General features: G+C 58.7%; 23 protein-coding genes. 14 read left to right on the top strand and 9 right to left on the bottom strand.

The genetic code is table 11. From position 1 onward, the window contains the following. Positions 1-3 precede the first annotated feature (3 nt). From MKFW12EY_RS02315 to hemF, 3 genes are all read right to left on the bottom strand, one after another. Positions 4-2016 carry an autotransporter family protein gene (locus MKFW12EY_RS02315; protein ID WP_221053941.1) on the bottom strand — a complete coding sequence of 671 codons (2013 nt, stop codon included), beginning with the start codon at positions 2014-2016 and terminating at the stop codon, positions 4-6. A 159-nt stretch (positions 2017-2175) separates the two neighbouring features. Beyond that, positions 2176-2616 (bottom strand): copper resistance protein NlpE, encoded by a 441-nt coding sequence (locus MKFW12EY_RS02310; protein WP_306306196.1) that lies wholly within the window; start codon positions 2614-2616, stop codon positions 2176-2178. 209 nt (positions 2617-2825) lie between these two features. Next, positions 2826-3743, bottom strand: coding sequence for an oxygen-dependent coproporphyrinogen oxidase (hemF, locus tag MKFW12EY_RS02305; RefSeq protein ID WP_221053940.1), 918 nt, complete (start codon positions 3741-3743; stop codon positions 2826-2828). A 322-nt stretch (positions 3744-4065) separates the two neighbouring features. Between hemF and MKFW12EY_RS02300 the strand changes: the two genes are divergently transcribed. Next, entirely contained in the window at positions 4066-5154 is a 1089-nt protein-coding gene (locus tag MKFW12EY_RS02300) for a phosphatidylinositol-specific phospholipase C (RefSeq protein ID WP_082409948.1), read from the top strand. Positions 5155-5351: 197 nt separating this feature from the next. Here MKFW12EY_RS02300 and MKFW12EY_RS02295 read toward each other — a convergent pair whose 3' ends face one another. After that, positions 5352-6428, bottom strand: a complete 1077-nt coding sequence (locus MKFW12EY_RS02295; RefSeq protein WP_221053939.1) for a lytic transglycosylase domain-containing protein — start codon at positions 6426-6428, stop codon at positions 5352-5354. Between the two features lie 141 nt (positions 6429-6569). On the opposite strand from MKFW12EY_RS02295, the gene MKFW12EY_RS02290 reads away from it, so the two are divergent. From MKFW12EY_RS02290 to MKFW12EY_RS02235, 12 genes are all read left to right on the top strand, one after another. Next, entirely contained in the window at positions 6570-7556 is a 987-nt protein-coding gene (locus MKFW12EY_RS02290; RefSeq protein ID WP_054763707.1) for a hydrolase, read from the top strand. Between the two features lie 88 nt (positions 7557-7644). After that, positions 7645-8088 carry an arsenate-mycothiol transferase ArsC gene (locus MKFW12EY_RS02285; protein ID WP_054763706.1) on the top strand — a complete coding sequence of 148 codons (444 nt, stop codon included), beginning with the start codon at positions 7645-7647 and terminating at the stop codon, positions 8086-8088. A 109-nt stretch (positions 8089-8197) separates the two neighbouring features. Next, the gene (gene moaA / locus MKFW12EY_RS02280) at positions 8198-9202 is read left to right on the top strand and encodes a GTP 3',8-cyclase MoaA (RefSeq protein WP_054763705.1); all 1005 of its coding nucleotides are present in this window, start codon (positions 8198-8200) and stop codon (positions 9200-9202) included. Between the two features lie 15 nt (positions 9203-9217). Further along, positions 9218-9577 (top strand): YajD family HNH nuclease, encoded by a 360-nt coding sequence (locus MKFW12EY_RS02275; RefSeq protein WP_054763704.1) that lies wholly within the window; start codon positions 9218-9220, stop codon positions 9575-9577. Next, the gene (locus MKFW12EY_RS02270) at positions 9577-10146 is read left to right on the top strand and encodes a DNA-3-methyladenine glycosylase I (RefSeq protein WP_221053938.1); all 570 of its coding nucleotides are present in this window, start codon (positions 9577-9579) and stop codon (positions 10144-10146) included. The genes MKFW12EY_RS02275 and MKFW12EY_RS02270 overlap by 1 nt, the downstream gene beginning before the upstream one ends. Positions 10147-10150: 4 nt before the next feature. Next, positions 10151-10615 carry a pyridoxamine 5'-phosphate oxidase family protein gene (locus MKFW12EY_RS02265; protein ID WP_221053937.1) on the top strand — a complete coding sequence of 155 codons (465 nt, stop codon included), beginning with the start codon at positions 10151-10153 and terminating at the stop codon, positions 10613-10615. A 56-nt stretch (positions 10616-10671) separates the two neighbouring features. Beyond that, positions 10672-13947, top strand: coding sequence for an EAL domain-containing protein (locus MKFW12EY_RS02260; RefSeq protein WP_221053936.1), 3276 nt, complete (start codon positions 10672-10674; stop codon positions 13945-13947). A 93-nt stretch (positions 13948-14040) separates the two neighbouring features. Beyond that, positions 14041-15003, top strand: a complete 963-nt coding sequence (locus MKFW12EY_RS02255; RefSeq protein WP_054762658.1) for an ABC transporter substrate-binding protein — start codon at positions 14041-14043, stop codon at positions 15001-15003. Further along, complete coding sequence (locus MKFW12EY_RS02250; protein ID WP_054762656.1) at positions 15003-15767, top strand: ABC transporter permease; 765 nt, start codon at positions 15003-15005, stop codon at positions 15765-15767. The genes MKFW12EY_RS02255 and MKFW12EY_RS02250 overlap by 1 nt, the downstream gene beginning before the upstream one ends. Beyond that, on the top strand, positions 15764-16504 hold the full coding sequence (locus tag MKFW12EY_RS02245) for an ABC transporter ATP-binding protein (RefSeq protein ID WP_054762654.1): 741 nt from the start codon (positions 15764-15766) through the stop codon (positions 16502-16504). Before MKFW12EY_RS02250 ends, MKFW12EY_RS02245 begins: the two co-directional genes overlap by 4 nt. 1 nt (position 16505) lies before the next feature. Then, positions 16506-17066: an IMPACT family protein gene (locus MKFW12EY_RS02240; protein ID WP_221053935.1), complete on the top strand. Its 561-nt coding sequence runs from the start codon at positions 16506-16508 to the stop codon at positions 17064-17066. A gap of 157 nt (positions 17067-17223) precedes the next feature. Next, positions 17224-17385: a hypothetical protein gene (locus tag MKFW12EY_RS02235; protein ID WP_172680320.1), complete on the top strand. Its 162-nt coding sequence runs from the start codon at positions 17224-17226 to the stop codon at positions 17383-17385. Positions 17386-17473: 88 nt separating this feature from the next. On the opposite strand, the gene djlA is transcribed toward MKFW12EY_RS02235, so the two are convergent. Continuing rightward, positions 17474-18277 (bottom strand): co-chaperone DjlA, encoded by an 804-nt coding sequence (gene djlA / locus MKFW12EY_RS02230; protein WP_054762651.1) that lies wholly within the window; start codon positions 18275-18277, stop codon positions 17474-17476. Positions 18278-18346: 69 nt separating this feature from the next. On the opposite strand from djlA, the gene MKFW12EY_RS02225 reads away from it, so the two are divergent. Continuing rightward, a complete protein-coding gene (locus MKFW12EY_RS02225) occupies positions 18347-19243 on the top strand; it encodes a phosphoribosylaminoimidazolesuccinocarboxamide synthase (protein WP_221053934.1) in 897 nt (298 codons plus the stop codon). A 23-nt stretch (positions 19244-19266) separates the two neighbouring features. On the opposite strand, the gene MKFW12EY_RS02220 is transcribed toward MKFW12EY_RS02225, so the two are convergent. The 4 genes from MKFW12EY_RS02220 to MKFW12EY_RS02205 are packed head-to-tail and all read right to left on the bottom strand — an operon-like array spanning position 19267 to position 25213. Next, positions 19267-19593, bottom strand: coding sequence for a P-II family nitrogen regulator (locus tag MKFW12EY_RS02220; protein WP_054762665.1), 327 nt, complete (start codon positions 19591-19593; stop codon positions 19267-19269). 9 nt (positions 19594-19602) lie between these two features. Further along, the gene (locus MKFW12EY_RS02215; protein ID WP_221053933.1) at positions 19603-22671 is read right to left on the bottom strand and encodes an efflux RND transporter permease subunit; all 3069 of its coding nucleotides are present in this window, start codon (positions 22669-22671) and stop codon (positions 19603-19605) included. Between the two features lie 14 nt (positions 22672-22685). After that, positions 22686-23864: an efflux RND transporter periplasmic adaptor subunit gene (locus MKFW12EY_RS02210; protein WP_245006414.1), complete on the bottom strand. Its 1179-nt coding sequence runs from the start codon at positions 23862-23864 to the stop codon at positions 22686-22688. Between the two features lie 17 nt (positions 23865-23881). After that, entirely contained in the window at positions 23882-25213 is a 1332-nt protein-coding gene (locus MKFW12EY_RS02205; RefSeq protein ID WP_221053932.1) for a TolC family protein, read from the bottom strand. Between the last annotated feature and the right edge of the window lie 299 nt (positions 25214-25512).

The raw sequence follows: 25512 nt of genomic DNA, 5'->3' as shown, positions 1-25512 counted from the left end.
CGATCAAAACGAAAACCGCACCCCGGCATTAAAGGTATGCCGGCTTTCGTTTTGTAAGCCGAGCACGGTCTCGTATTGGATAAAGGCCGCGCCGCCGTTGGGCAAGGTCGCGGCCAGCGAACTGCGCAGATTCAGATAATCGCGGTCCGGCGCGCCGGTACGCACCGAAAAGGTATTGCCGGAACGGTCCTCGACGAAACTGGCCAGAATCCGCCGCGGGTCTTTTTGGTATTCGTGTTCCCATTCCAGATTGACTTGCGGCGTAAATACGCCGAACGGTGTACTGGCGGCATAATTGACGATGAAGCCCAGCCCGCTGGTCACCGACACGATCCGTTGCGCGCCGATGGCCAGATTCAAGCCGACCGCACCTTGCTCCCGGTACCGGTCTATCGACTGCTCGCTGTACTCGCCGCGGCCACGCAAACCGAAGGTCCAGCCGCCCCAGGGATAGTCGTAACCCAGCGTCGAACTGTAACGCTGTTGCGCACCTTGAACCTTGGCTGAGGCCTGCTCGTTGACCGGGCCGAAGGCGTCGACGTAAGCGATGTTGCGGACGTTTTTGTAGGCGTTAAAGGTGCCGTTGGCGATGAAATCGACGAACATGCGTTCGTTAATCGAATACGAACCAAAACCCGACACGGTGTAAGCCTCGATATCCAATTGGCTGGCGTTGGCGCTGAGTTTGGAATCGGTGTAACCGTAACCGGCGGAGATGCCGAGCAGCAGTTTGCGGGTCAGCCAATAATCGGCGCCGGCGCTGACGCCGTAGGTTTTGGAACGGTAGCCGGGGTCGAGCCGGGTCTCGCTGCGTTCTCCGGTTTCGAACTGACCGTTGACAAACAAACCCAACCGCTCGAATAACTCGCCGTCGCCGGCTGCGCCGCCCCCGGCCCGATATGGTGCCAGACTGGCCAAAGCCGCAGTCGGCACGCTCTGCCCGTCCAGTTTCAGCGACAAGCCCTTCAGGCTGATGCCGGTCGCGCCGCCGCGCAATTCGATCAAACGCTGATTGATGTTATTGACTTGGATCCGCGCCAAGCGGCTGCCGCTAAAGGCTTGCGAGACGGCTTCCTCCGGAGCCAGACTCTGCAAAGCCTGACCGACTTTTTCCAGGCCATCCGCTTGATTCAACAGCAGAGCGATGCCTTCGGCCCGCTCCAACAACGCCGGCGAGGCCGTGCCGTTGGCAACCATACTTTCCACCACCTCGATCAGCGATTTGTCTTCCGGGTCCGGACCGGCGTCGCTCAAACTGCCGTCGGCCACGATCACGGTCACACTGGCGCTGGCTTGCACGTTACTGCTATTGCTGACGGTGTAACTGAAGCTGTCGGTACCGGTGAAGCCGGGCGCCGGCGTATAAACCAGCCCGCCACGGCTGTTGCCGACAGTGCCGTGGGCCGGACTGCCGATACTGACCAGTTGCGTCGCGTTGATATCGTTTGCCAGCGGATTAATTGCCACCGGCAGTTCCTTGGTCGTCACGTAACTGTCGTTATTGGCCTGCGGGCTAGGATCTTCTATCGTCAGCGTCGTGGCGTAGCTGGGGAATTGGCCATTGAAACTGCCGCCGGCAGCGACCACTTGGCCGCCGATCAGGATCGACATGTTGCTGAATTCCCGGCCGTTGATGCTGATATTGAGCGGCGTGGCGTACGGCAACAAGAAGTTTTCGGAAAACGTGCCGGCGGTCGTGAACGTTCCGTAATCGCCGTAAGTCCGGGAAAAAATGGTTTGCGAAGTGTTGGCGTTGACGATGCTCAAAAAGCCGAAGGCTTGGGCATCGAAGGTATGGTCGTAGATATAGACTCCGGCCCGCTGGCCGCCGGCTTCGAAGCCGATGCCGTAGAGTTGCAGCGAATAAAATTCGCTGGACACCGGAGCCGAGTCCGGCAGCGCTGCCGAGTCGGCCAGCGCCGGCACCAGCCCGAGTACGGCGATTCTGAAACCCAGCGCGCGGCGCCATCGGGTCGGGCGTGGCGGCCGCGCGCATGCTATGAAAAGGTCGAGCATACAATCCTTGGTACTGCCTACCTTGGCTACAATTCCGGCTCAGGCTCAGCGATTAGATCGAAACAAGATTTGCCAACCCGGAATTATAGATGCTGTCGCCGATTTAGCAGGCGGCCGGCGGCTCAACGAGGGCACCGGCGCCGCTAAACCGAATGCCTGCTAATGGATATGCACCTCGCGGGATTTGGCTTTGTCGCTGCGGCTCAAGGTGTAATCGTCCTGGTCTCCGGCTATCGGCTGGCCGTCTTTGTTCAAATGAACCAAGGTACCTTCGTCCTTAATTGCAAACAGGCGTTTCTCGTCGTTTTTATTGGAAACCAGCGTCAATATGCGACTGGCGTCATCCCAACTGTATTTGCCCTTGTCGTAATACTCGCGCGAGGAGGCTTTGGCGTACTGGGTCACCAGCAGGTAATTGTTCCTTTGCTTCAACGACAAGGTCATCTTGAAACCGTCGCAACCCTCCTGCTCGCAAGGCAGATAGCCGTAAAACACGCCGCGGAAGCCGCCGGTCTGATTGGCTTCCTCCATTTCGGCGTGTTTGGAGTGGTCCATGTTCTGCATTTCCCGCGCCTTCAGCGCTTTTTCCTGCAATTTCATGTCCGACTCCGCCCAGGCAGCGTGGCCAAGCGGCAGTAATGCGCCGAAAACAATCATCGCCGCAGTTTTTGTTATTGTTTTAGTTAATGTTTGCATACCAGATTTTTCCGTTTTCAAGCGTTATTAGAGACGAATTCGAAACATTGCCGCCACGAAGAATACCAGTTTATCGGCCGAGATCAATTTAACGCTGATCGGCCGCTGCGGCGTTAATTTCCCAACCAATTCTGCGGTTTTAAATACTTTTCGTATAACTCGGCTTCCGGGCTGCCCGCTTCGGGCTGCCAATTATATTGCCAGCGCGCCAGCGGCGGCAGCGACATCAGGATCGATTCGGTGCGGCCGCCGGTTTGCAAACCGAATAAGGTACCGCGGTCGTAAACCAGATTGAATTCGACGTAGCGGCCGCGGCGATACAACTGAAAATCGCGCTCCCGCTCACCATAAGGCGTATTCCGCCGTTTTTGCACGATAGGCAAATAGGCCGGGATGTAATGATCGCCGACGCTTTGCATGAAGGCGAAGGCCTGATCGAAATCGGGTTCGTTCAAATCGTCGAAGAACAGGCCGCCGACGCCGCGGGTTTCGTTACGGTGCTTCAAGAAGAAATACTCGTCGCACCATTTTTTGTATTTGGGGTAAACCTCATCGCCGAACGGTTGGCAGGCGGCGCGGGCGGTGCGGTGCCAATGCTCGACGTCCTCCAGAAACGGGTAAAACGGCGTCAAATCGAAGCCGCCGCCAAACCACCAGATCGAAGGTTCGCCGTCTTTTTTGGCGATGAAAAAACGCACGTTGGCATGGGAAGTCGGCACGTACGGGTTGCGCGGATGGATCACCAGCGATACACCCATCGCTTCGAACTGGCGGTTGGCCAGTTCCGGCCGCTTCGCCGTTGCCGACGGCGGCAGGCTGGCGCCGAACACGTGCGAGAAATTGACGCCGCCCTGCTCGAATACCTCGCCGTTGGCCAACACCCGGCTGCGGCCGCCGCCGCCCTCCTCGCGCTGCCAAGCGTCTTCGGCGAAACGCGCTGCCGGTTCTGCCGCGGCCAGCGCGGCGCAAATCCGGTCTTGCAAATCCAGTAAATACTGCTTCACCGCAGCGATTTCGGGGTCTTGGCTCATGCGGCAGGCTCCTGTGTTAACCAAACGAGGCGGCAAAATTAACACAAATTCGGCGCAGCGGAAGCGGATAAACCACCTTCGCCGCGGCCGGCTTTCCCCCGACCGCCGCACATCGCGGGGTTACGGCATAAAGTGCCGCTTACGAAATATCGTATCCAACACGGCCACAACAAGACGACCGGCGCGCAGACAAAGCCACAAAAACTCTTATCGGTCAAATACATACCAAAACGCGACCGATCCGGCACGGGGCTTGCCATTTAGTTAGCGACCGAAGCAATCGGCATTGACTCAATAAACATCCGCCAAACAGGAAACCGCTATGAACATCAAATCCATTCTGACCGCATGCACCTTCGCCGCCGCGATCGCTTTCGACGCCGGCGCCGCCACCGCCATCGACCACGCCGCTTATTCCCACGACAGTTACAACGGCGCCGTCAACCCCAAATGGCTGACCGCGCTGCCGGATACGCTGCGGCTGAGCCAATTGTCGTTGCCCGGCACTCACGATTCGATGGCCTTGTACGGCGGCGACATTCCGCAAACCCAGGCCATGGACCTGGAAACCCAATTGAATGCCGGCATCCGGGTGTTGGACATCCGGTGCTGGCATATCGCCAACAACTTCCAGATCGCCCACGGCGTCGTGTTGCAGAATGCCAGCTTCAGCGACGTGCTGGATACCGTCGACGCGTTTCTGGCCGCGAATCCCGGCGAAACCGTGGTGATGCGGGTCAAGGAGGAAAATACCGGCAAGAATAATACCCGCAGCTTTGCCGACACCTTCAACGCCATCGCCAGTAAATATCCCGACCTGTTCTGGGTACCGAGCGGCAGCAGCAATCCGACGCTGGGCGCCGTTCGCGGCAAGGTGGTGATGCTGCAGAACTTTGCCGGCGTGTTGCAGGGCATCTCCTATTCGTCGTTGGAGAACCAGGGCACGGTACAGGACAACTACGAACTGAAAACCAACTGGGATTTGTACGGCAAATGGCAGCAGGTCAAAAGCCAAATCATGTCGGCATCGACCGGCGACAGCAATAAAATCTATCTGAACTACCTGAGCGGTGCGACCGGCGCCTTCCCCTATTTCGTCGCCAGCGGCCACAGTTCGCACGAAACCGGCGCGCCGCAATTGATGACCGGCCTGACCACTCTGACCAGCCCGAATACCTATCTGGATTTCCCACGCGTCAGTTGCCTGGGCAGCCTGTGCTCCATCGCCTTCCTCGGTACCAACCAACTGAGCAGCAAATTCATCGCCGATTTGAAAACGAATTACGCCACTTTGAACCGGATGTACCAAAGCTTGAATCTGAACATCCGCCTGAGCAAACGGGTGGGCATCATCATGGCCGATTTTCCCGGCATCAGTTTGATCAACAACGTGATTGCGATGAACAAGTAAACCGACCAGGCATCTGCAAAAACCCGATGCCGTTAAGTGAAGCCTTCATACCGGCAGGGATTGCCGGTATCCAGTTCACAGGGATGTGGGACGCCTGCGCGATCCTTGGCGATTGGCACCCGGCATTCGCAGCCGGGATCAGTGTTTTTCCAAACCTAACGGCATCGGTCCGAAACTCCCGCCCGCCTACCCACCGCTCAAAGCCCCGGAATCCCTACTTGCTGAATATGCACGGCGTTATCGCCTTCCTCGTAAGCCAGTAACTTACCGTCGTGCCGCCACAATTTGAACGCCAACGCATAAGACAACACCCGAATCGGGTAATCGCGCGGCAGCGTTTGCAGATAAGGCTGCATCGTCGCGAAATCGCTGGCGCCGTATTGCTGCATGATGAAGCGTAAGCCGCCGTTGCGCGGACCGATGTTGTAAGCCAGCAAGCCCAAAAACAGATCGCCGTTCATTTCCTTTAAGTAGTGTTTGAACGTCGCCGCAGCCAGATAAGCGTTATGGCGGGCGTCGGCCGGCAACGGTTCGGCCACGCCGAGTTCGCGGGCGGCTTCGCGGGTGATGGATTTGGGCACCGCGGTAATCTGAAACAAGCCCTTGCCGCCGTCGCGGCTGTCGCGTGGCATGAACGACGATTCGGTCGCGGCAATACCGTGCAGCAAATCGGCGTCGACCTCGAACGCCCGAGCCGCTTCGTTGATCGCCGGATCGAACGGCTGGGCCCGCGCCAACATTTTTTGCAGGCCGCCGTTATCGTGCCGGCGATAGGCGGCGTAGACCTGATGCGCCAGCGTCACCCGTTCGGCCTCCTGCTTGCCGCCGACCAGGGTCCGGAAATGGGTGAAGACCGGCGTGTAACCGTCGTGCGCCACAAACCAGGCGCACCCCAGCGCCAGCGTCGCGGCCACGGCGGCCGGCAAATAACGCAGGCGCAGGCCGAGCCAGCGCCGAGCCTGCCACCAAACGATCAACAACAGCGCCGCAGCCAGCACCAATAGCACGACGCCGCCGGCGAACGGCAACAGATTGGTGAAAAATCCCGAGCCGGACAGCCAGTTGGCCGAATAGCCCAACAGAAACATCGTCGCCAACACGGCGGAAACGGCCAACGCTGCAATTTCCACAGTCAGCAACCAACCGTTCCATGCCGGTTGCAACTGAGGTTTGCGCTTGGCTTTACGAGCCGGTTTGCCGCGCCCGCCTTGCGCCGGGCGCGACGGCGGCCGCGGCTTTGCCGGGGCTTTTTTTATCGGTACGGGCCGGGACATCGAACCATCGGGAATGTGAAGAAGGGAATAAAGGGCGCGATGTTAGCTGCCGCCAAGGCGCCGGCTAGCATTTGCCGCCAGCGGCGGTATATTCTCCGGGCAGCTTTCGCTCTCCGATCAACTATAAAGCAGGCGCCAACCATGCACAACGCTTTCCGCCCGGCCTGGTGGCTGAACGGCCCCCATCTGCAAACCATTTACCCGGCCTTATTGCGGCGGACCGCACCGCCGGCCGCCATTCGCCGGGAACGGCTGGCAACGCCGGACGGCGATTTTTTGGATATCGACTGGTGCGAAGACGCAACCAAGCCGCTGGTAATTTTGTTGCACGGCCTGGCCGGCAGCAGCCGTTCGGGTTATATCGCCGGTCTGCAACGCAGCTTGCCAAGCCAGGGCTTTGCCAGCGTGGCCTTGAATTTTCGCGGTTGCAGCGGCGAAATGAACCGCTTGGCGCGTTGCTACCACTCCGGCGAAACCGAAGACATCGGCTTTTTGCAGCGGGAGCTGCGCCGGCGTTTTCCGCAGCGGCCGCTGGCGGCAATCGGCTTTTCGCTGGGCGGCAACGTATTACTGAAGTGGCTGGGCGAGCAAGGTGCCGATGCCGATCTGTTCGCCGCCGCCGCGGTGTCGGTGCCGCTGGTCTTGAGCGAATGCGCCGACAAACTGGACCGGGGCTTCTCCAGAATCTACCGCGATTACCTGTTGCGGGAATTGAAGCAGTACATGCAAATCAAGCAACGGCATCTGTCGGCTATCGGCCGCGACGACCAGGCCGAACTGATCCGCCAACTCGGCGATCTGCGGCCGATTCGCTCGTTCTGGCAATACGACGGCCGGGTAGTGGCGCGGTTGCACGGTTTCGCCGATGCCGCCGACTATTACCGGCGCAGCAGTTCGCGCCAGTTTTTGCAAACCATCCGGGTGCCGAGCTTGTTGCTGCAAGCCAAGGACGATCCGTTCATGACGGAACGCGTGCTGCCGAGTCCGGCGGAATTGTCCGCTGCGGTGCATCTGGAAATCAGCAACGGCGGCGGCCACGTCGGCTTCGTCGGCGCCAGCGGAGGCCGGCCGGCTTACTGGCTGGAAGCGCGGATCGGCGAATTTTTACAGGCACAACTGTCGGCCTGACGGGGCAGACTTGAAAACGGCCCGGCGGCGTTGTCTAATGCCGGCCACCTTGTCAACGGCGCGCCGATCGGCGTGGGCAGACCTCCGCATGCATAACCAAGTATTGTTTCTGTGTACCGGCAATTACTACCGCAGCCGGTTCGCCGAGTACCTGTTCAACCACCACGCGCAGGCCTACCGCTTGCCTTGGCGCGCCGACTCGCGTGGATTGGCAATCGAATTGCTGGAACGCGATGCCGGGCCGATCTCGCCGCACACCTTGCGCGGCTTGGCTTTGCGCCGGATTCCGCCCGAACCGGTGCGGCCGCCGATATCGGTGACGGAACCGGATTTACAGCGTGCCCGCTTGATCGTGGCCTTGAAACGCAGCGAGCACCAACCGATGTTGCAGCAAAAATTTCCGGACTGGGCCGAACGTGTCGAGTACTGGCAGGTCGACGACATCGGCGACACCCATCCGGACCGCGCCCTGCCGCAAATCGAAACTGCGGTATTGGCATTGCTGGAACGTTTGGCCGGCGGCGGCCGCTAATTGCCCCGCTGCGGAACTCCTGCGGCGGCGGCCGATCTGAAACCAAGCCGTTCTTGCAAAAGGCGGCAGCGTGGTAATATTTGTTCCTTTCCGTTTTGATGTTTCCGTAATGGCGCCGAATAAACCGTTGCTTCTGGTAGACCGCTTCGGACGAGTGGTCAATTATCTGCGGGTCTCGATCACCGACCGCTGCGATTTCCGTTGCGTCTACTGCATGGCCGAAGACATGGAATTCCTGCCGCGCAGCCAAATCCTCAGCCTGGAGGAAATCCGCACCATTTGCCGGGCCTTCGTCGAACTGGGCGTGAAAAAGATTCGGGTCACCGGCGGCGAACCGTTGGTGCGCAAAGGCGTAGTGGACCTGTTACGCGACATCGGCAGCATGCCGGGGCTGAACGAACTGGTACTGACCAGCAACGGCTCGCGCTTGGCCGAAATGGCCGCCGATCTGCGTGCCGCCGGCGTCAAACGCCTGAACATCAGCCTGGATACTTTAGACCCGGATAAATTCCGCGAGCTGACCCGCACCGGCAATCTGCAACGGGTGCTGGACGGTATCGCCGCCGCCCGCGCCGCTGGTTTCGAGCTCATCAAATTGAACACGGTGGTTATGAAAAACCGCAACCACCACGAAGTGGCCGATCTGGTGCAGTTTGCGCTGGATAATTCGTTGGACATCAGCTTCATCGAAGAAATGCCGTTGGGCCAAGTCGACCGCCACCACCGCGGCGAAAGCTACTACCCCAGCGACGCCATCCGCCGCGACTTGAGCAGCCGCTTCAACTTACAGGCCGTGGCCGACACTACCGGCGGCCCGTCGGCCTATTACCGGGTGGCGGGCAGCGCCAGCCGGGTCGGCTTCATCTCGCCGCACAGCGCCAATTTCTGCGGCAGTTGCAACCGGGTCAGGCTGACCGCCGAAGGCCGCTTGCTGCTGTGCCTGGGTAACGAGCACTCGGTCGATCTGAAACGGGTGGTCAGAGAGCAGCCGGGCGACATCGCGGCGCTGAAACAAGCCATCGTCGCAGCGATGCAAATCAAACCCGAGAAGCACGAATTCAACATTCACGAACAGCCGGTGATTTTGCGACACATGAACGCGACCGGCGGTTGAGAAACGGAGGACACCATGTCGGATAACAAAGCCTACCATATCGTTGCCGAAGCCCGGCGCTACAAAGAAGAGCGGGAAAAAGGCTACCGGGAGCAGGCCTTGAAGTTATATCCGTGGATCTGCGGGCGCTGCGCCAGGGAGTTCGACCATAAGAATCTGCGGGAACTGACGGTACACCACATCAACCACGACCACGACCACAACCCGCCCGACGGCAGCAATTGGGAGCTGCTGTGCCTTTACTGCCACGACAACGAACACCAGCGCTACGAAGAACAGGTGCGCTACGGCGGCAAAGGCAGCGCGGACGGCAAATCGCCGACGGCGACGTTCAATCCGTTCGCCGATCTGAAAAAAATGATGAATAAAGACTGATGGCGGCCAAATGCGTCTGGGCTTTGGCCAGCGCCAACGAAGAACACTACCACGACAACGAATGGGGCGAGCCGCTCCACGACGACCGCCGCCTGTTCGAGTTTTTAGTGCTGGAAGGCGCCCAGGCCGGGTTGAGTTGGCGCACGATTCTGAACAAGCGCCCGGCATACCGCGCCGCCTTCGACGATTTCGTGCCCGAGATCGTCGCCGAATACGATGCCGCCAAACTCGAACAATTGCTGGGTAACCCCGGCATCGTCAGAAACCGCTTGAAAATCCAGTCCGCCGTCGCCAATGCCCAAGCGTTTCTGGCGGTACAACGGCAATTCGGCAGCTTCGACAGTTACATTTGGAGCTTCGTCGACGGCCGCACCATCCAAAACCGCTGGCAAAGCCATGCCGAGCTACCGGCCTACTCGGCGGAATCCGAACGCATGAGCAAAGATTTGCAAAAACGCGGCTTCAAATTCGTCGGCCGCACCATCTGCTACGCCTACATGCAGGCGGTGGGCATGGTCAACGACCATACCGTCGATTGCTTCCGCCACGCGGAATTGGCCCGGTCGTAAAGCGATGCAGGCCGCCGCTCCGGAAACCGACTGCCTGCGCCTGATCGCGGCCAGCGACGGCGCGGCTATCGCCAGTTGCGCGGCCGACGGCGATGCCGAAGCCAGTTACGCGCCGGTGTTGCAGCATGGCGGTATTTTTTACGTTTACGTCAGCGGCCTGGCCAAACACAACGGGAACCTATTGCGCCGTCGCCAGGGCTCGCTACTGTTTTTGGGCGAGGCAGGCGGCAACCCGTTTGCCCGGCCCCGAGCCAGCGTAAGCTGTACCGTCGCCGAAATCGCACCCGACGATCCGCATTACGTGGAATTACTCGACAGGCTAGAAGCCCGTTTCGGCAATGTCGTAGGCCTGCTGCGCACCTTGCCGGATTTCCGCTTGCTAGCCCTGACGCCGATTCGCTACCAGTATGTGGCCGGTTTCGGCAAAGCCTACAGTTTTGCCGCCAATCCAAACGAACCGGCCCCGTAGGACTAAACTTATCCGGACCAGCACGCACGACTGAACTAGGAACCCGCTTAAGCGCCATGCCAGCTTTTCTCAATCCGCTACTCAGCAATAGTTTTTTCGCACTGGCGTATTTTATCGGCGGATTTCTGGGCCACATGCTGACCATGCCGCCCAGCCAGGCCAGCGCCATCTGGCCGCCGGCCGGCATCGCCCTGGCCGGCATGCTGCATTCGGGCCGGAACGTGTTGCCCGGCCTGGCGGTCGGCGCGATTGCGGCGCAAATTTACGCATTTTCCGGGCTCGGCGGCGGCCAATCCCCAACGTTGGGCTATTGGATGGGGACTGCGGCCGGCATCGCCGCCTGCGGCCAAGCCTGGCTCGGCGCATTTATGATCAACCGCTGGATCGGCCCGCACAATCCGTTGCTGGAAGACCGCCACATCGTCCACTTCTTCGTGTTGGCCATCGCCAGTTGCCTGCTGGCGCCGACGCTGGGTTCCGGCCTGCTTTACTTGCTGGGTTGCATCGAACTCAGCGAATTCGGCCTGAACTGGAGCACCTGGTGGGTCGGCGATTCGATCGGTGCGGTAATCTTCGCGCCGATCTGGCTGGCCTTCATCGCCGCCCCGCGCCACACATGGCGCCAACGCCAACAATTCGTGGTCTATCCGCTGGCTGCAACCCTGGTACTGGTGGTCGTCGCCGTGGTCTACAGCAGCAATCTGGAACACCGCCGCATCCGCGAACTGTTCGAAAGCCAGACCGGTTTGCTGCACCAGAGCATTCAGCAACATTTCGATAGCGACATACTGAACAACCAGTTGCTGAAAGCCTTGTTCGACAGTTCCGATAGCGTGGACCGCAACGAATTCCGCCTGTTCGCCCACACCATCTTTAGCCAGCACCCGGAACTGGAAGTGTTGGAATGGCTGCCCAAAGTCGAGCAGGCGCAACGCAGCGCATTCGAGAACCGCGAGCAAATCCGCATCGTCGAACGCGATTCGCAGGGGGCCGATAAAGCGGCAACCGAGCGCGAGTTTTATCTGCCGGTAGCTTACTGGTTCGGCAACGAGCAAAACCTGGGCCTGGATGCGCTGAGCCGGCCCGAATTACGCAACGCGATAAACACTGCCGTCGCTTCCGGCAAAACCAGCGCCACCGGCGGCCTGGCGTTTGCCGACGGCCAATTCGGCTTTGCCGTGTTTTCACCGATCTATGCCAAAGGTAAGCCGCTCAACACGGTGCAACAACGCGAACAGCATTTGCAGGGCCTAGTCGCCAATGTGTTCCGGCTGAGCAGCGAAGTGGCGGAAATCATGTCCCGCCTCGAATCCAACCGCTTGTCGCTCGGCATTTACGACGGGGAACGGCAGCTGTTCGGCGCCGCGGCGCCCAATCCGCAATCCGCCATGCAATTTCCAAAATTGCACCAGCAATTGGATTTGAAAATAGCGGACCGCGTCTGGAGCATTCACTACCGGCCGTCGCCGGCGTTTTACGCCGAACAGCATTCCTGGACGGTGTGGTGGCTTCTGTCCGGCAGTTTTCTGTTGTGCGGCCTGACCAGTTTCGGCCTGATGCTGATGACCGGCCGCACCGCCCGCATCGAAGATTTGGTGGCGTTGAAAACCCGCGACCTGCTGCGCAGCAACCAAGCCCTGAACAGCGAGATCGAACGCCGCAAGCAACAGGAAAACGAATTGCGCATCGCCGCCGCCACGTTTCAGTCGCACGAGGCAATCATGGTCACCGATGCCAAGGGCGTGGTGCTCAGAGTTAACGACGCCTTCAGCCGCATTACCGGTTATAGCGCCGACGAAGTCATCGGCCGCCGGTCCGATCTGTTGTCCAAAGTCCGCCAGGCACCGGGCCTGTTGCATGGCCTGTTCCGCGCCTTGTTGCGCGACAACCAGTGGCGCGGCGAGATCTGGAACCGGCGGAAAAACGGCGACGTGTTCCCGGAGTGGCTGACCGTGACCGGCGTCCGCGACGAAAGCGGTAAACAATTGAATTACGTCGCCATCTTTTCCGACATCAGCGAACAGAAAGCGGCGGAACGCGAAATCCACGAGCTGGCGTTCTACGATCCGCTGACCGGCTTGCCGAACCGGCGTCTGCTGCTGGACCGCTTGAAACAGGAAATCGCCGCCGCCAAGCGCCAACATTGTTACGGCGCGCTGTTTTTTCTGGATCTGGACCATTTCAAGACGCTGAACGATTCCCGCGGCCACCAGGTCGGCGACGAGCTGTTGACTCAGGTTGCGCAGCGGCTGCGCGCCATCATCCGCGAAGAAGACACGGCCTGCCGCCTGGGCGGCGACGAGTTTATCGTCATGGTACCGGGACGCTACAGCGAACTGGCCCAAGCCACCCACCACGCCGTGATGCTGGCCGAGAAGATTCTGCACACCATCAACCAGCCCTTCAACGTGCAGGGCAGCGAACACCATTTTTCCACCAGCATCGGCGTCACACTGTTTCCGGAAGCGGCCGAACAGCCGGAGGCGGTGATCCAGCAAGCCGACACGGCGATGTACCGGGCCAAGGAAAGCGGCCGCAACGGCATCAGCTTCTACCGGCCGTCGATGCAGGAAACCGCCGACCGCCGGCTGACTCTGGAAAAGGAAATTCGCGAGGCCTTGAAACAATCCCAATTCGTATTGCATTACCAGCCCCAGGTCGACGACAGCGGCCGCGTGGTCAGCGCAGAGGCCCTGATTCGCTGGCAGCATCCGCAGCGCGGCATGATTTCCCCGGCCGAATTTATCCCGGTTGCCGAAGATACTCGCTTGATTTTGCCGCTCGGCGAATGGGTGATCCGCGAGACCTGCCGCCAGATCGGCGCCTGGGACCGGGAAAACCGGGCCATCGGCCACGTCGCCGTCAACGTCAGTTCCCGCCAGTTCCGCCAGCCGGACTTTGTCCAACAAATCGAGCGGATTCTGGCCGATGCCGGCCTGTCCGCCGACCGGCTGGTGATCGAATTGACCGAAGGGTCGGTGATCAGCAACATCGAGGATACGGTCAGGAAGATGCGCGATTTGCAAACCTTGGGCGTCAAAACCTCGATCGACGATTTCGGCATCGGCTATTCGTCGCTGTCTTACCTGAAAACGCTGCCGATCAGCCAGCTCAAAATCGACCAAAGCTTCGTCAAAGACCTGCCGGAAGACCAAAACGACGCCGTCATCGTCGAGACCATCATCAATATGGCGAAAAGCCTGCGCCTGCACGTGATTGCCGAAGGCGTGGAAACCGCGGAGCAAGTGCTGTTCTTGCGGGAAAAAGGCTGCCTGTCCTACCAGGGTTACCACATCGGCCGCCCGGTTCCGGCCGCCCAATTCCACAGTTAACCTGTTAGTTTCGAATCGGTGCCGAGAAACCTTCTTGCAATCGCCGCGGCTGCGTTAAAATCGCGCGCTCGACCATTCTGCCAGGGACAAAACATGAACTTGAAAATCTGCCTGTTGACTGCGGCGGCTTTATTCGCCGCCACCGGCGAAACCGCCGAGAAAACCGCGATCAGAATCGGCGCGATGGCCTCCGGCACGCTGAACTGGGAATTGGCGGCGATGCGCAACCAGGGCTTGTTGGAGCGGGCGGATTTTGCGATCGAAAACGTCGCCTTCGCCAACCAGCAAGCCGGCAAAGTCGCGCTGCAAGCCGGCGCGGTCGACCTGATCGTCTCCGACTGGATCTGGACCTCGAGCATGCGCGGCGAAGGCGCCAAGTTGAGTTTTTACCCGTTTTCCGACACCTCCGGCGCGCTGCTGGTCGCAAACGCCAGCCCGATCAAAACGCTGGCCGATCTGAAAGGCAAAAAACTGGGCATTGCCGGCGGCGAGCTGGATAAAAACTGGCTGTTGCTGCAAGCCTTGGGTCGGCAGCAGCAATTGGACCTGAATGCCGGCGTCGAAAAAGTCTACGGCGCCCCGCCGTTGTTAAGCCAGCAATTGCTGGGGCAACGGGTGGATGCGTTATTGACCTACTGGCAATTCGCCGCCCGCCTGGAAGCCCAGGGTTACCGGACCTTGCTCAGCGGCGAGGACATGGTCCGCCAGTTGGGCATAGCCGAAACCGTACCCAGTATCGGCTACGTGTTCAAACAGGAGTGGGCCGAGCAACATAAAGCCGCACTAAAGCAATTCTTCGAATTAAGCCGGCAAGCTCGCGACAGCTTGTGCAGCAACGATGCCGAATGGGCGAAAATCCTGCCGCTGACCGAAGCCGGCAGCCCGGCCGAGCAGGAAAAACTCCGCGCCGGTTATTGCAAGGGCCGCATCGAGCAATGGACACCGGCCCAACAAGCCGCGGCCGAAAAAATCTACCTGATGTTGCACCAGATCGATAGCAAACTGACCGGCGCTGCCGGCCACATCCAGCCAGGCACGTTCTGGTCCGCCGATTGATGAGGTGGTCCGGTCCTACCCGGCAGCGTAGCGGCGTGGTTACGCTGTTATCGCTGTTACTGTTGCTCGGTATTTGGCAAGCGGCGGCGATGCTGCTCGACGATCCCAGCCTGCCGCTGCCGGCAAGGGTGGCCGGCGTGTTTTGGCAGGCAACCGCTTCCGGCGAATTACCGCACCACCTGGGCGCCACCTTGTTTCGGCTGGCCGTTAGTTTTTCGATTGCGATGCTGCTCGGCTGCGCAATCGGGCTCCTGTTGGGCAAAAACAAAGCCATGGACGCGTTCTTCGACAATTGGCTGGTGATTTTTCTGAACATCCCGGCCCTAGTCACCGTCATACTGTGTTACATCTGGTTCGGTTTGCAAGAATCGGCGGCGATTCTGGCCGTCGTGGTTAACAAGCTGCCGAACGTGATCGTCACGATCCGCGAGGGCGCCCGGGCGCTGGACCAGGATTTGCTGGAAATGGCACAAAGCTACCGCTTCAGCCGCCGCAAAACCCTGGTACACGTGATCTGGCCGCAACTGCATCCATTTGTGATGGCGGCCACCCGTTCCGGCTTGGCCCTGATCTGGAAGATCATTCTACTGGTGGAATTGCTGGGCCGCAGCGACGGCATGGGTTACCAACTGCATTTGTTCTTCCAGTTGTTCGACGTCGCCAGCCTGTTGGCTTACACCTTTGCCTTTATTGCGGTGATCCAGGCCATCGAGTGGCTGGTGTTGCGGCCGCTGGACCGGGCGGCGCTGAGGTGGCGGCGATGAACGAAATCGGCATCAGCATACAAGATAAGACTTACCGCGACGGCCATGGCGGCGCGCAACGCAGCACAATCGCCGATCTGAATTTCAAAGTCGAACCCAACGAATTCGTCTGCCTGCTCGGCCCGTCGGGCTGCGGAAAAACCACGCTGTTGAATATGGTGGCCGGCCTGGACCGCCATTATCAGGGCAAAATCCGCATCGGCGGGCAAGCCGCCGCCGCTAAAATCGGCTACGTGTTCCAAAGTCCGCGGCTGCTGCCATGGCGCACCGTTCGCCAAAACATCGAATTGGTATTCGACGGTCCGCCGCCGGCCGCGCTGATCGACGAGTTGCTGGCCGGCATGCAGCTCGACGCGGTACAGCACAGTTACCCCGAGCGGCTGTCGCTGGGCATGCAGCGCCGGGTGGCAATCATCCGCGCCTTTGCCGTGAATCCCGACATCCTGCTGATGGACGAACCCTTCGTATCGCTGGACGCCCCCAGCGCCCGCCAGGTGCGCACGCTGTTGTATGCGCTGTGGCAACAGCGGCCGCATACCGTGTTGTTCGTCAGCCACGATTTGCGCGAGGCAATCGCGTTGGCCGACCGTCTGATATTTTTGTCGCCGCCGCCGATGCGTATCGTCAGCGATATTACCGTCGATATCCCGCGCGACGGCCGCCACGACGAAGTCCAAATCGAAGCCTTCCGCGAATACTTGTTGAAGCAGCATCCGGCTATCAACGGACTGTTGTAACGTGAAAATCGTCGCCGCGGCCTGCCAGATCGAAGAGATCGTCAAGAAATCCCGCTTCATCGGCGTCATCAGCCCGTGCCGCGCGGAAGCCGAGGCGCTGGCAGTGTTAACCGATCTGCACCGGCGTTATCCGGATGCCAGCCACATCGTTTACGCTTACCGCATCCAGTCGGCCGACGGCCTGGTCTGCCGGTTTTACGATGCCGGCGAACCCAGCGGCACCGCCGGCAAGCCGATTTTTCAGCATCTGGAAGGAAAGCAACTGATTAATTTGGTCGTTGCGGTGGTACGTTATTTCGGAGGCATCAAGCTCGGCGCCGGCGGCCTGACCCGGGCTTACGGCAACGTCGCCAAAGCGGTGATCGAAGCGGCGGACATTGTCGATTACGTCGAATTTGCCGAAGTCGACCTGACCTTGGACTACAGCCGCTTGCAGCCGCTGGAATACCAGTTAAAGAAATTGGACGGCAGCATCCTGGCGCAGGAATTCAGCGACAACGTGCGGCTGACGGTGAAACTGCCCAAGCACAATCTCCCGTCCCTCGACGCCTTTCTGGCATAAAACCGACTCATAACAGCCGAATGTGACGACTTTATTACAGAATTGTTTCCCATATGGAAACAAGGTGTACACAATCGTCGATATTGTAAATAAAAGCGCTAGCTCATATAGTAGAACCGTCTTCATTGAATTGACTGTCACCAGTCTGGGAGGAAACATGAGCAAATCTAACAATCTTTATCGAGACATACTCACTGGTCTGTTTTTTACCACCGGCGTGTTTGGCTTCATGTCGGGTGAGTTCATTATCTCCACCATGCTGTTCGGAGCGGCCACCATTTCCAGCAATCTGGATTTTACCGGCTCGTTCCGCGCTTAACCTGTTTGTTGTACCCCCCTCACGCGATCAAGCAGTAGCTCTGTTTAGCTTGGCCCGCCCACCTGCCACAGGTGAGGCGGGCATTTTTTTAAAAGCCCCGGCGCTCCTTGATAGTTTCGTAAGCTTTTCTGATCTGTTGGGTTTTCTGTTTGGCTAAGGCCATCATTTCTTCCGGCAAACCTTTCGCTACCAACTTATCCGGATGATGCTGGCTCATCAGCCGGCGATAAGCTTTTTTGACTTCCGCCTCGCTGGCCTGCGCCGAGATGCCCAGCACGGCATAAGCATCCTCCACGCGCGGTGCCGCGGGTTCTGAGGCATATTCGCGGCTGCTCTGCTGGCGAAAGCGCTGTTGGGCGGCGACTTGGCCCTTGATCACCCGGTATTCGAATTCCGACAAGCCGAGTTGCCGGCAAATATCTTTCAGCAACGCTTCTTCGCTGGCATCGAACACGCCGTCGGCGAACGCCGCCTGCAACTGGATTTCGACGAACATCCGCAACAAATGCGTACGCCGATGACACTCGTTGCGGAATTGCTTCAGTACGCCGGCCAACGGAAAGCCGGCTTGCTTACCCTGGCGAAACAGATGGATCGCAGCTTCGCGCAGTTCCGGCGTCAGTTCCATATTCTCCATGACCCGGTTGGCCAAGCCGATTTCCTCGCTCGACACCCGGCCGTCGACCTTGGCCACATGGCCCATCACGGCAAACGTCGCGGTAAAGAACGCGGTTTGTACCCGATGCTGCTCGCCCGGATGCAAAGTCTGGTCCGCCGTCTCTTGCATCCCGGCATCGAACTGGTGGCCGACCGCCGCGCCGAAAATGGCGCCCAACGGCCCCCCCATCAAGAAGCCGAAAGCGCCTCCAACCAATTTACCCAACCAACTCATGCGTTACCTATCCCTCTTCCGATTAATGATAAAATTTCGAGCAATTTTCACTGACTATCCGCCCTCGATATGAATGCCCCCGCCGCCCTTTACGAATCCTCCCTGCCGCATCTGAAACTGCTCGGCCGCGGCAAAGTCCGCGACATGTACGAAATCGACGACAGCCATTTGCTGATCGTCACGACCGACCGGATGTCGGCATTCGACGTGATCATGCCCGATCCGATTCCGGGCAAAGGCAGGGTATTGACCAGCGTCTCCAACTTCTGGTTCGAGAAAATGCGCGACATCATCCCCAACCACTTGAGCGACGATTTGACCTTGGCCGACGTGATTCCCGATCCGGAGCTCAGAGCACAGGTGGAAGGCCGCGCCATTATCGTCAAGCGCCTGAAACCGCTGCCGGTGGAAGCCATCGTCCGCGGCTACCTGATCGGTTCCGGCTGGAAGGACTACCAGCGTTGCGGCGCCGTATGCGGCATCGAACTGCCGGCCGGCCTGCAACAGGCGCAACAACTGCCGCAACCGATTTACACGCCGTCCAGCAAAGCCGAAGTCGGCGTGCACGACGAGAACATCAGCTTTGCCGACACCGTCAAATTAATCGGAGAGGAATTAGCCGGCAAAGTTCGCGACGCCAGCCTGCGGCTTTACACCACGGCGGCCGAATACGCCCGCCAGCGCGGCATCATCATCGCCGACACCAAGTTCGAATTCGGCCTGGACGCGGCCGGCACCCTGTACCTGATCGACGAAGCGCTGACGCCGGACTCGTCGCGCTTCTGGCCGGTCGAACAATACCAAGTCGGCATCAGCCCGCCCAGCTTCGACAAGCAATATTTGCGCGATTACCTGGAAACGTTGGATTGGAATAAAACCGCTCCCGGCCCGAAATTGCCGGAAGAGGTCAGCAGCAAATGCGCCGAGAAATACCGCGAGGCGGAATTGAAGCTGCTGGGCCGGTAACCCGGAATTTTCAGCTTACCGGCTTAGCCTAAATCAGCATCGCGTTCGCCGGTGCTGATCCGCCCGCCCGCCACCGCTTCGACGATGTAGACCTTGCCGTCGCCGTGGTGGCCGCTACGCGCAACCTTCATGACGGTCTGAAAAATCGTCTCCACCAGATGCTCCGGTGCAAAGATCTCGATCCGTTTTTTGGCCAGAAACGGCTTGTAATCCTGAATGTGTTCGGTGCGTTCGCGACCGAAACCCTCGCAATCCATCACCGACATCCCCGGAAAATCGGGAATTTCCATCAAGGCCAGCGTCAGTTGGTTAAGTTTATGCGGCTGAATATAGGCACGGATTTCTTTCATGGCCATCCTTTAAAGCTCGTCGGCTTCGGCAAAGTAACGGTATAACGCCGGCAGCAGGGTCAAGGTCAGTAGGGTCGCGCTAATCAGGCCGCCGATAATGACCACGGCAAACGGCTTGGCGGTCTCGGAACCGACGCTAGTGGACAATGCCGCCGGGAACAGGCCCAGCATCGCCATCAATGCAGTCATCACCACCGGCCGCAACCGACTGACCGAACCGTTGACGATTGCGTTGTGCAACGATTGGCCCTCGCGCCGCAGTTTGTTCAATTGCGACACCAGAATAACGCCATTCTGTACCGCAATACCGAACAAGGCGATAAAACCCACCGCGGCGGAAACGCTGAGATTGATACCGGTCGCCAGCAGGATCAATAAACCGCCGATCAACGCAAACGGCACGTTCATCACGATCAGCAATGCGTTTTTAACCGACATAAAGGTCCAGAACAACAAGACGAAAATCAAGCCCAGACTGATCGGCACGATGATCGCCAGCCGCTTCATCGCCCGTTGCTGGTTCTCGAATTGGCCGCTCCAGACGATGCGGTAACCGGGCGGCAACGCCACCTGCGCCGCCACCTTTTCCTGGGCTTCGGCGACGAAACTGCCCTGGTCGCGGTCGATCAGATTGCATTTGATCGCAATCCGGCGCATGTTGTCTTCGCGGCTGATTCTGGAAGCGCCTTGATTGACCTTGATCGTCGCCAACTCGGATAGCGGTATCAATTGGCCCAGCGGAGTTTGCACCGTCAGACTTTCCAGGCCCGAGACCGAATCGCGGGCGCTTTCCGCATAGCGCAGCGAAATATCGAAGCGGCGTTCGCCTTCCAGAAAATGCGACGCCGCCTTACCGCCCATGCCGATTTCCAACACCTGCTCGACATCGGCGACATTGATACCGTAACGGGAGATTTTGGCCCGGTCGATGTCGACGATGACTTGCGCCAAGCCGGCCTGCTGTTCGGCGGCAACGTCGCTGGCGCCGCGGATGCCGGCCAGGATATGGGTAATCTGATCGGCCTTGTCCTGCAAGGTTTGCAGATCGCTACCGAACACCTTGATCGCAATCTCGCCCTTAACCCCGGAAATGGCTTCTTCGACGTTGTCCTGAATCACCTGCGAAAAATTGGTCTGAATACCCGGAAAAATCGACAACGATTGATCCATGGCCTGCACCAATTCGTCTTTTTTCGGATAACGCCAGGTTTCCTTGGGGTTGAGGTCTATCAACACCTCCAGATTGTTAAAACCTTTGGGATCGGTACCGTCTTCCGGCCGGCCCAATTGGGTCAGGATAGTCCTGGCCTCGCCGAAAGTTTCCAGCCGCTCGCGGACCTTGCGCTCGATATCCTTCGCGGTGGTGAGCGACACCGGCGTCGGCAGCGTGATGGTCAGCCAGATGTTGCCCTCGTCCAGCTTCGGCATGAATTCGGTGCCGATCAAACGCACCGACAGGAAACTCAAGGCCAAGGCGCCGACCGCGGCAAAGAAAACCAAGCGGGCATGTTTCAACACCCATTCCAGAATGTTGCGGTAATGGCGTTCCATGGCATGCACCAACGGATTGTGGCGCTCGGCCAGCTTCGGCCCCAACAAATAAGTCAGCATCGACGGAATAAAAGTCAGGCTGAACAGCATCGAAGCCACCAACGCAAAGCTCAGCGTATACGCCATCGGCGAGAAGATTTTGGCCTCGACCCGCTGAAAAGTAAAAATCGGCAGGAAGGCAATGATGATGATGATCTTGGAGAACAAAATCGGCCGCCCCATTTCGGTTGCGGTATTCAACAACGATTGCCGCAAATGGCGGATGTCCGAGTTACGCTGCATATCCAGCGTCACTTGCACCATGACCGCTTCCACCAAGACCACGGCACTGTCGACGATGATGCCGAAATCGATCGCCCCCAACGAAATCAGGTTGGCGGAGATACCGCCTAAATCGACCAGAATAAAAGCGAATAGCAACGACAGCGGAATAATCAGCGTGACCAGAAACGCGGCCACGAAACGTTGCAGAAACACCAGCAGAATGATCAAGATCAATACCGCACCTTCGATCATGTTGTGTTCGACGGTGTGCACGGTGTGGCCGACCAGTTCGGTGCGATCGTAAATCGGCGTGATTTTCACGCCCGGCGGCAAGCCGAACGCATTCAATTCCTCGATTTTCTGCTTGACGCCGGCCAGCACGCCGACCGCGTCGCGGCCTTTGATCAGCAACACGATGCCTTCGACGATATCGTCGCGCTGGTTCAACGACACGATACCGGTGCGCGGTTGCGGGCCGATGCTAATATCGGCAACATCTTTCACCCGGATCGGTACGCCGTCGTTACTGGTCACGACGATTTCGCCGATCTCGTCGGCCGATTTCAGCAAACCGACGCCCCGGACCACCAAGGCCTCGTCGCCGTCCTCGATATAGCCGCCGCCGGTATTGGTATTGTTGGCGGCGATCGCGGCGTAGACCTGATTCAGATTCAACCGGTAATTTTTCAGACTGTCCGGCCGAACCACGACTTTGTATTCCTTGACGCCGCCGCCGTAAGACACCACGTCGGCCACACCCTGTACGCTACGCAGCCGCGGCTCGATCACCCAATCCTGCAAGGCCCGCTGCTCGGTCAACGGCAGGTGTTTGGCGTCGATCACATAACGGTAAATCTCGCCGACACCGGTCGACAACGGCCCGATTTGCGGCTTGACGTCGCTGGGCAGGTCGGCGCCGCGCAAACGCTCCAGGACTTGCTGGCGGGAGAAATAGTCTTCGGCACCATCGTCGAAGATCAGCGTCACCACCGACAGGCCGAAAATCGACACCGAGCGCATATTCAACAAATGCGGTAGGCCGTTCATTTCCCGTTCGATCGGCAACGAAATGACTTTTTCCACTTCCTCCGGCGCCTGGCCGGGGAATTGCGTCACCACCTGCACGAACACGTTCTGCACGTCCGGAAACGCCTGCACCGGCAGATTCTCGAAGGCCACGATGCCGGAAACGGCGATAGCCAAGGTAGCGCCGATCACCATCAGGCGCTGTTGCAAACAAAAAGCGATAACGCGGGCAATCATTTTAGCGTCCTGGACTATGGGTTGGCATCGTTGACATCTTCTTCGGCGCGCAACACCAACGCCCCCTCGGTAACCAATTGCTCGCCGGGCTGCAAACCCTCGGTCACCACCGCCCTATCCTTCAGCCGCAAGCCCATTTTTACCGGCCGCTGCTTATAGTGGTTTTCGTCGACGGCGACAAACACGTAGTCGGATTCGTCTTCGGTGAATACCGCGGTCAACGGCACCACAATGGCCAGGGCATCCGGCGGACTTTCGACGTTGATGGAGGCGTACATGCCCGGCAGCAAGCGGCCGTCCGGATTAGGCAAGGCGCAACGCACTTGCACGCTACGGGTGGTTTCGCTCAAGACCTGGCCGACGTACTCTATCGTCGCCGGAAAGGTTTCGCCCGGGTAAGCCGGCACTGAAATATTCAATTGTTGGCCGGGCTTGATTTTGGCCAGATTGACTTCGAACACGTCCATCACCACCGTCAGCCGTTGCATATCGGAAACGACGAACAAAGGCTTGTCCAAATCCGGACCGACCTGTTGCCCCGGATTGACGTTACGCTCCACCACCACGCCGTTTATCGGCGAACGCAAGGCGAAGCGGGCATTGTTTTGGGCCAAGGCCAATTGCAGATTTTTCAAGCGGTTTTGCGCCCGTTGCACTTCGCTGCGGGCTTGGCTCAAATCGTCCTCGGCCTGTTCCAAATCCTTACGCGAGACGACCTTGCCTTGATACAACTCTTGCTGGCGCCGGAACGCATGCTCGGCCAAGGTCACTTGCGCTTGCGCCTTGGCATAATCGGCCTGGGCATCCGCCACCTCCGGGCTATGCAATTCCAACAACACGGTTCCGGCCTCGACTTTACTCCCCAGCGGCAAAGGATGGTCCAGCACTCGGCCGCTTACCGGAGAACTGATTCGGGACGTCGCACTTTCGTTATAGGCGATTTTACCGGCCAGCGGCTCCAGCAACGGCGGCCGGGTCAGGCTCAGCCTACTGGTTTTGACATAGGCTTTCTTCGGCGAATCGGGGGTTAAGTAAACTTCTCCGGGAACCGCCTGAACCACAGGTTGCGGCTGGCGTTTATCGGCGGATTCGGAACAGGCATTCAACACTAACAATGCCAGCAACCCGAACCGGGCGCAGCAACGGTGTAATCGGAACATCGCTTGCTTATTCATGGAAGGGGTTTTGTACATGGGAAAGAACCGGCCTTTTATTTCGGACCGGCGGTTGCGGCAGGATGGTCTGCGCTTGGTTCGATGCCTAACGCTTTGCCCAAATCGTAGTAGGCATTGGTGCGATTGATCATGGCCGCATAGTAATCGCGCATCACGCTCTTATAGCTGCGTTGCGCTTCGATAAACTCCAGCACGCCGGTCGCGCCTTTTCTAAAAGCCAGTTCCGCGCTGTCGCGTACGCTACGGGCATCGTCCAGCAAGCCGCCGTCGAAACGTTGCACGATTTTATCGGCGCTGTTCCACGCTGCCAGCGCGCTGACGATGTCGTTGCGAATGCCGAGCTCGGTTTGTTCGACCGCCAGTTGCGATTGGTTCAGATTGACTGTCGCCTTGTCCGCCTCGCCCTGGTATTGGTAAAACAACGGCAGCGGCACGCTGAAACCGACAAAAGCGGAATTCAAGGAATTGTTACTCGGATCGCGGGCGTAGCCGGCGTTGACCGTGACATCCGGGTATTTCAAGCGCCGCGCCAGCTCCAATTCCTTTTTCGCCTGTTCGGCGCGCTGTTTGTCGGCTTGCAGATCGGGACGTTGGTGCAAGGCCCGATCGATCAATTCGTTCTTATCGCCGGTTTGGCCTATGTCGGCCAACGCCGGCCAGGCGTCCTGCGCTTCGATGCGCAAACTCTGCTCCGGCCAGCGCAGCAACACCGCCAGTGCCGCCTGGGCCTGCTCGACTGCGGCTTGGGCGCTGTCCAGATCGGATTGGGCACGTAACCCCTCCATTTTCACCCGCAAATAATCGGCCTCGGCAATGTCGCCGCTTTTCAGGCGCAACGCGTTGGCTTCGCCTATTTCGCGGTAATGGCCGGCAATCTCTTCGGCTAACCAGCGGTTCTTTTGCGCCAGCAACAAATCGAAATAAGCATCGCGCACCATGTTGCTGAAGATGCGCACGGCATCGCGCAAATCGCTCTCGGCTGCCTGCGTGGCAAAGCCGCTGCTCTGCATCCGCAAACCGCGCTTACCGGCCACTTCGATTAATTGGCTGAAAGAAAAATATTCGGCCGGCCCGCACGATACGCTGGGGCTATGGTTGCAACCGATAGCATTGGATCCCATGTTGGGATTGTTACTGATTTCGGAGACTTGAAAACCGAACACCGGATTGGGAATCGCCCCGGCCACCACTTGTTCGGCGCGCGCTTGGTCGATGTTGTATTGCGCGGCAATCAAATCCAGGTTGCGCTGGTAAAACAGAGCAACGACCTCGTCGACCGACACTTGCGCTTGTTGCGAATAAGCCGAACCGGCCGTAAGTAAACTCAAGCCGGCGATAGCCATAAAACGGGTACGGGAAACTTTCATTGGCAATCGGCGTCTTTCGATTAAATTTAGTCAATGCTACATAGCAACGTTTAGGCCACAAACAGTGCGCCGCCCAAAACCGTCTCGCAGCGCGCGCAAAGGTGGGCGATTCTAGCAAATAAGTAGCGAAACGCTACCGAATTGCGCGCAACTTGCCGTACCCGTCGGTTTGGCGGGAAATTTCGGTTAACGGCCGGTTGAAATCAACCGATAGGAACTGGTTGAAAATAACAGACGAAAGCTCGTCAAAGAGATGCGGCCACAAAAAAGCCGGCGACAAGCCGGCTTCTCCGTTCTGC

Origin of the sequence: Methylomonas koyamae (assembly GCF_019669905.1) — a bacterium.
In the GTDB taxonomy this organism is placed as follows: domain Bacteria; phylum Pseudomonadota; class Gammaproteobacteria; order Methylococcales; family Methylomonadaceae; genus Methylomonas; species Methylomonas koyamae.
This window is presented reverse-complemented; position numbering and strand designations above follow the sequence as displayed.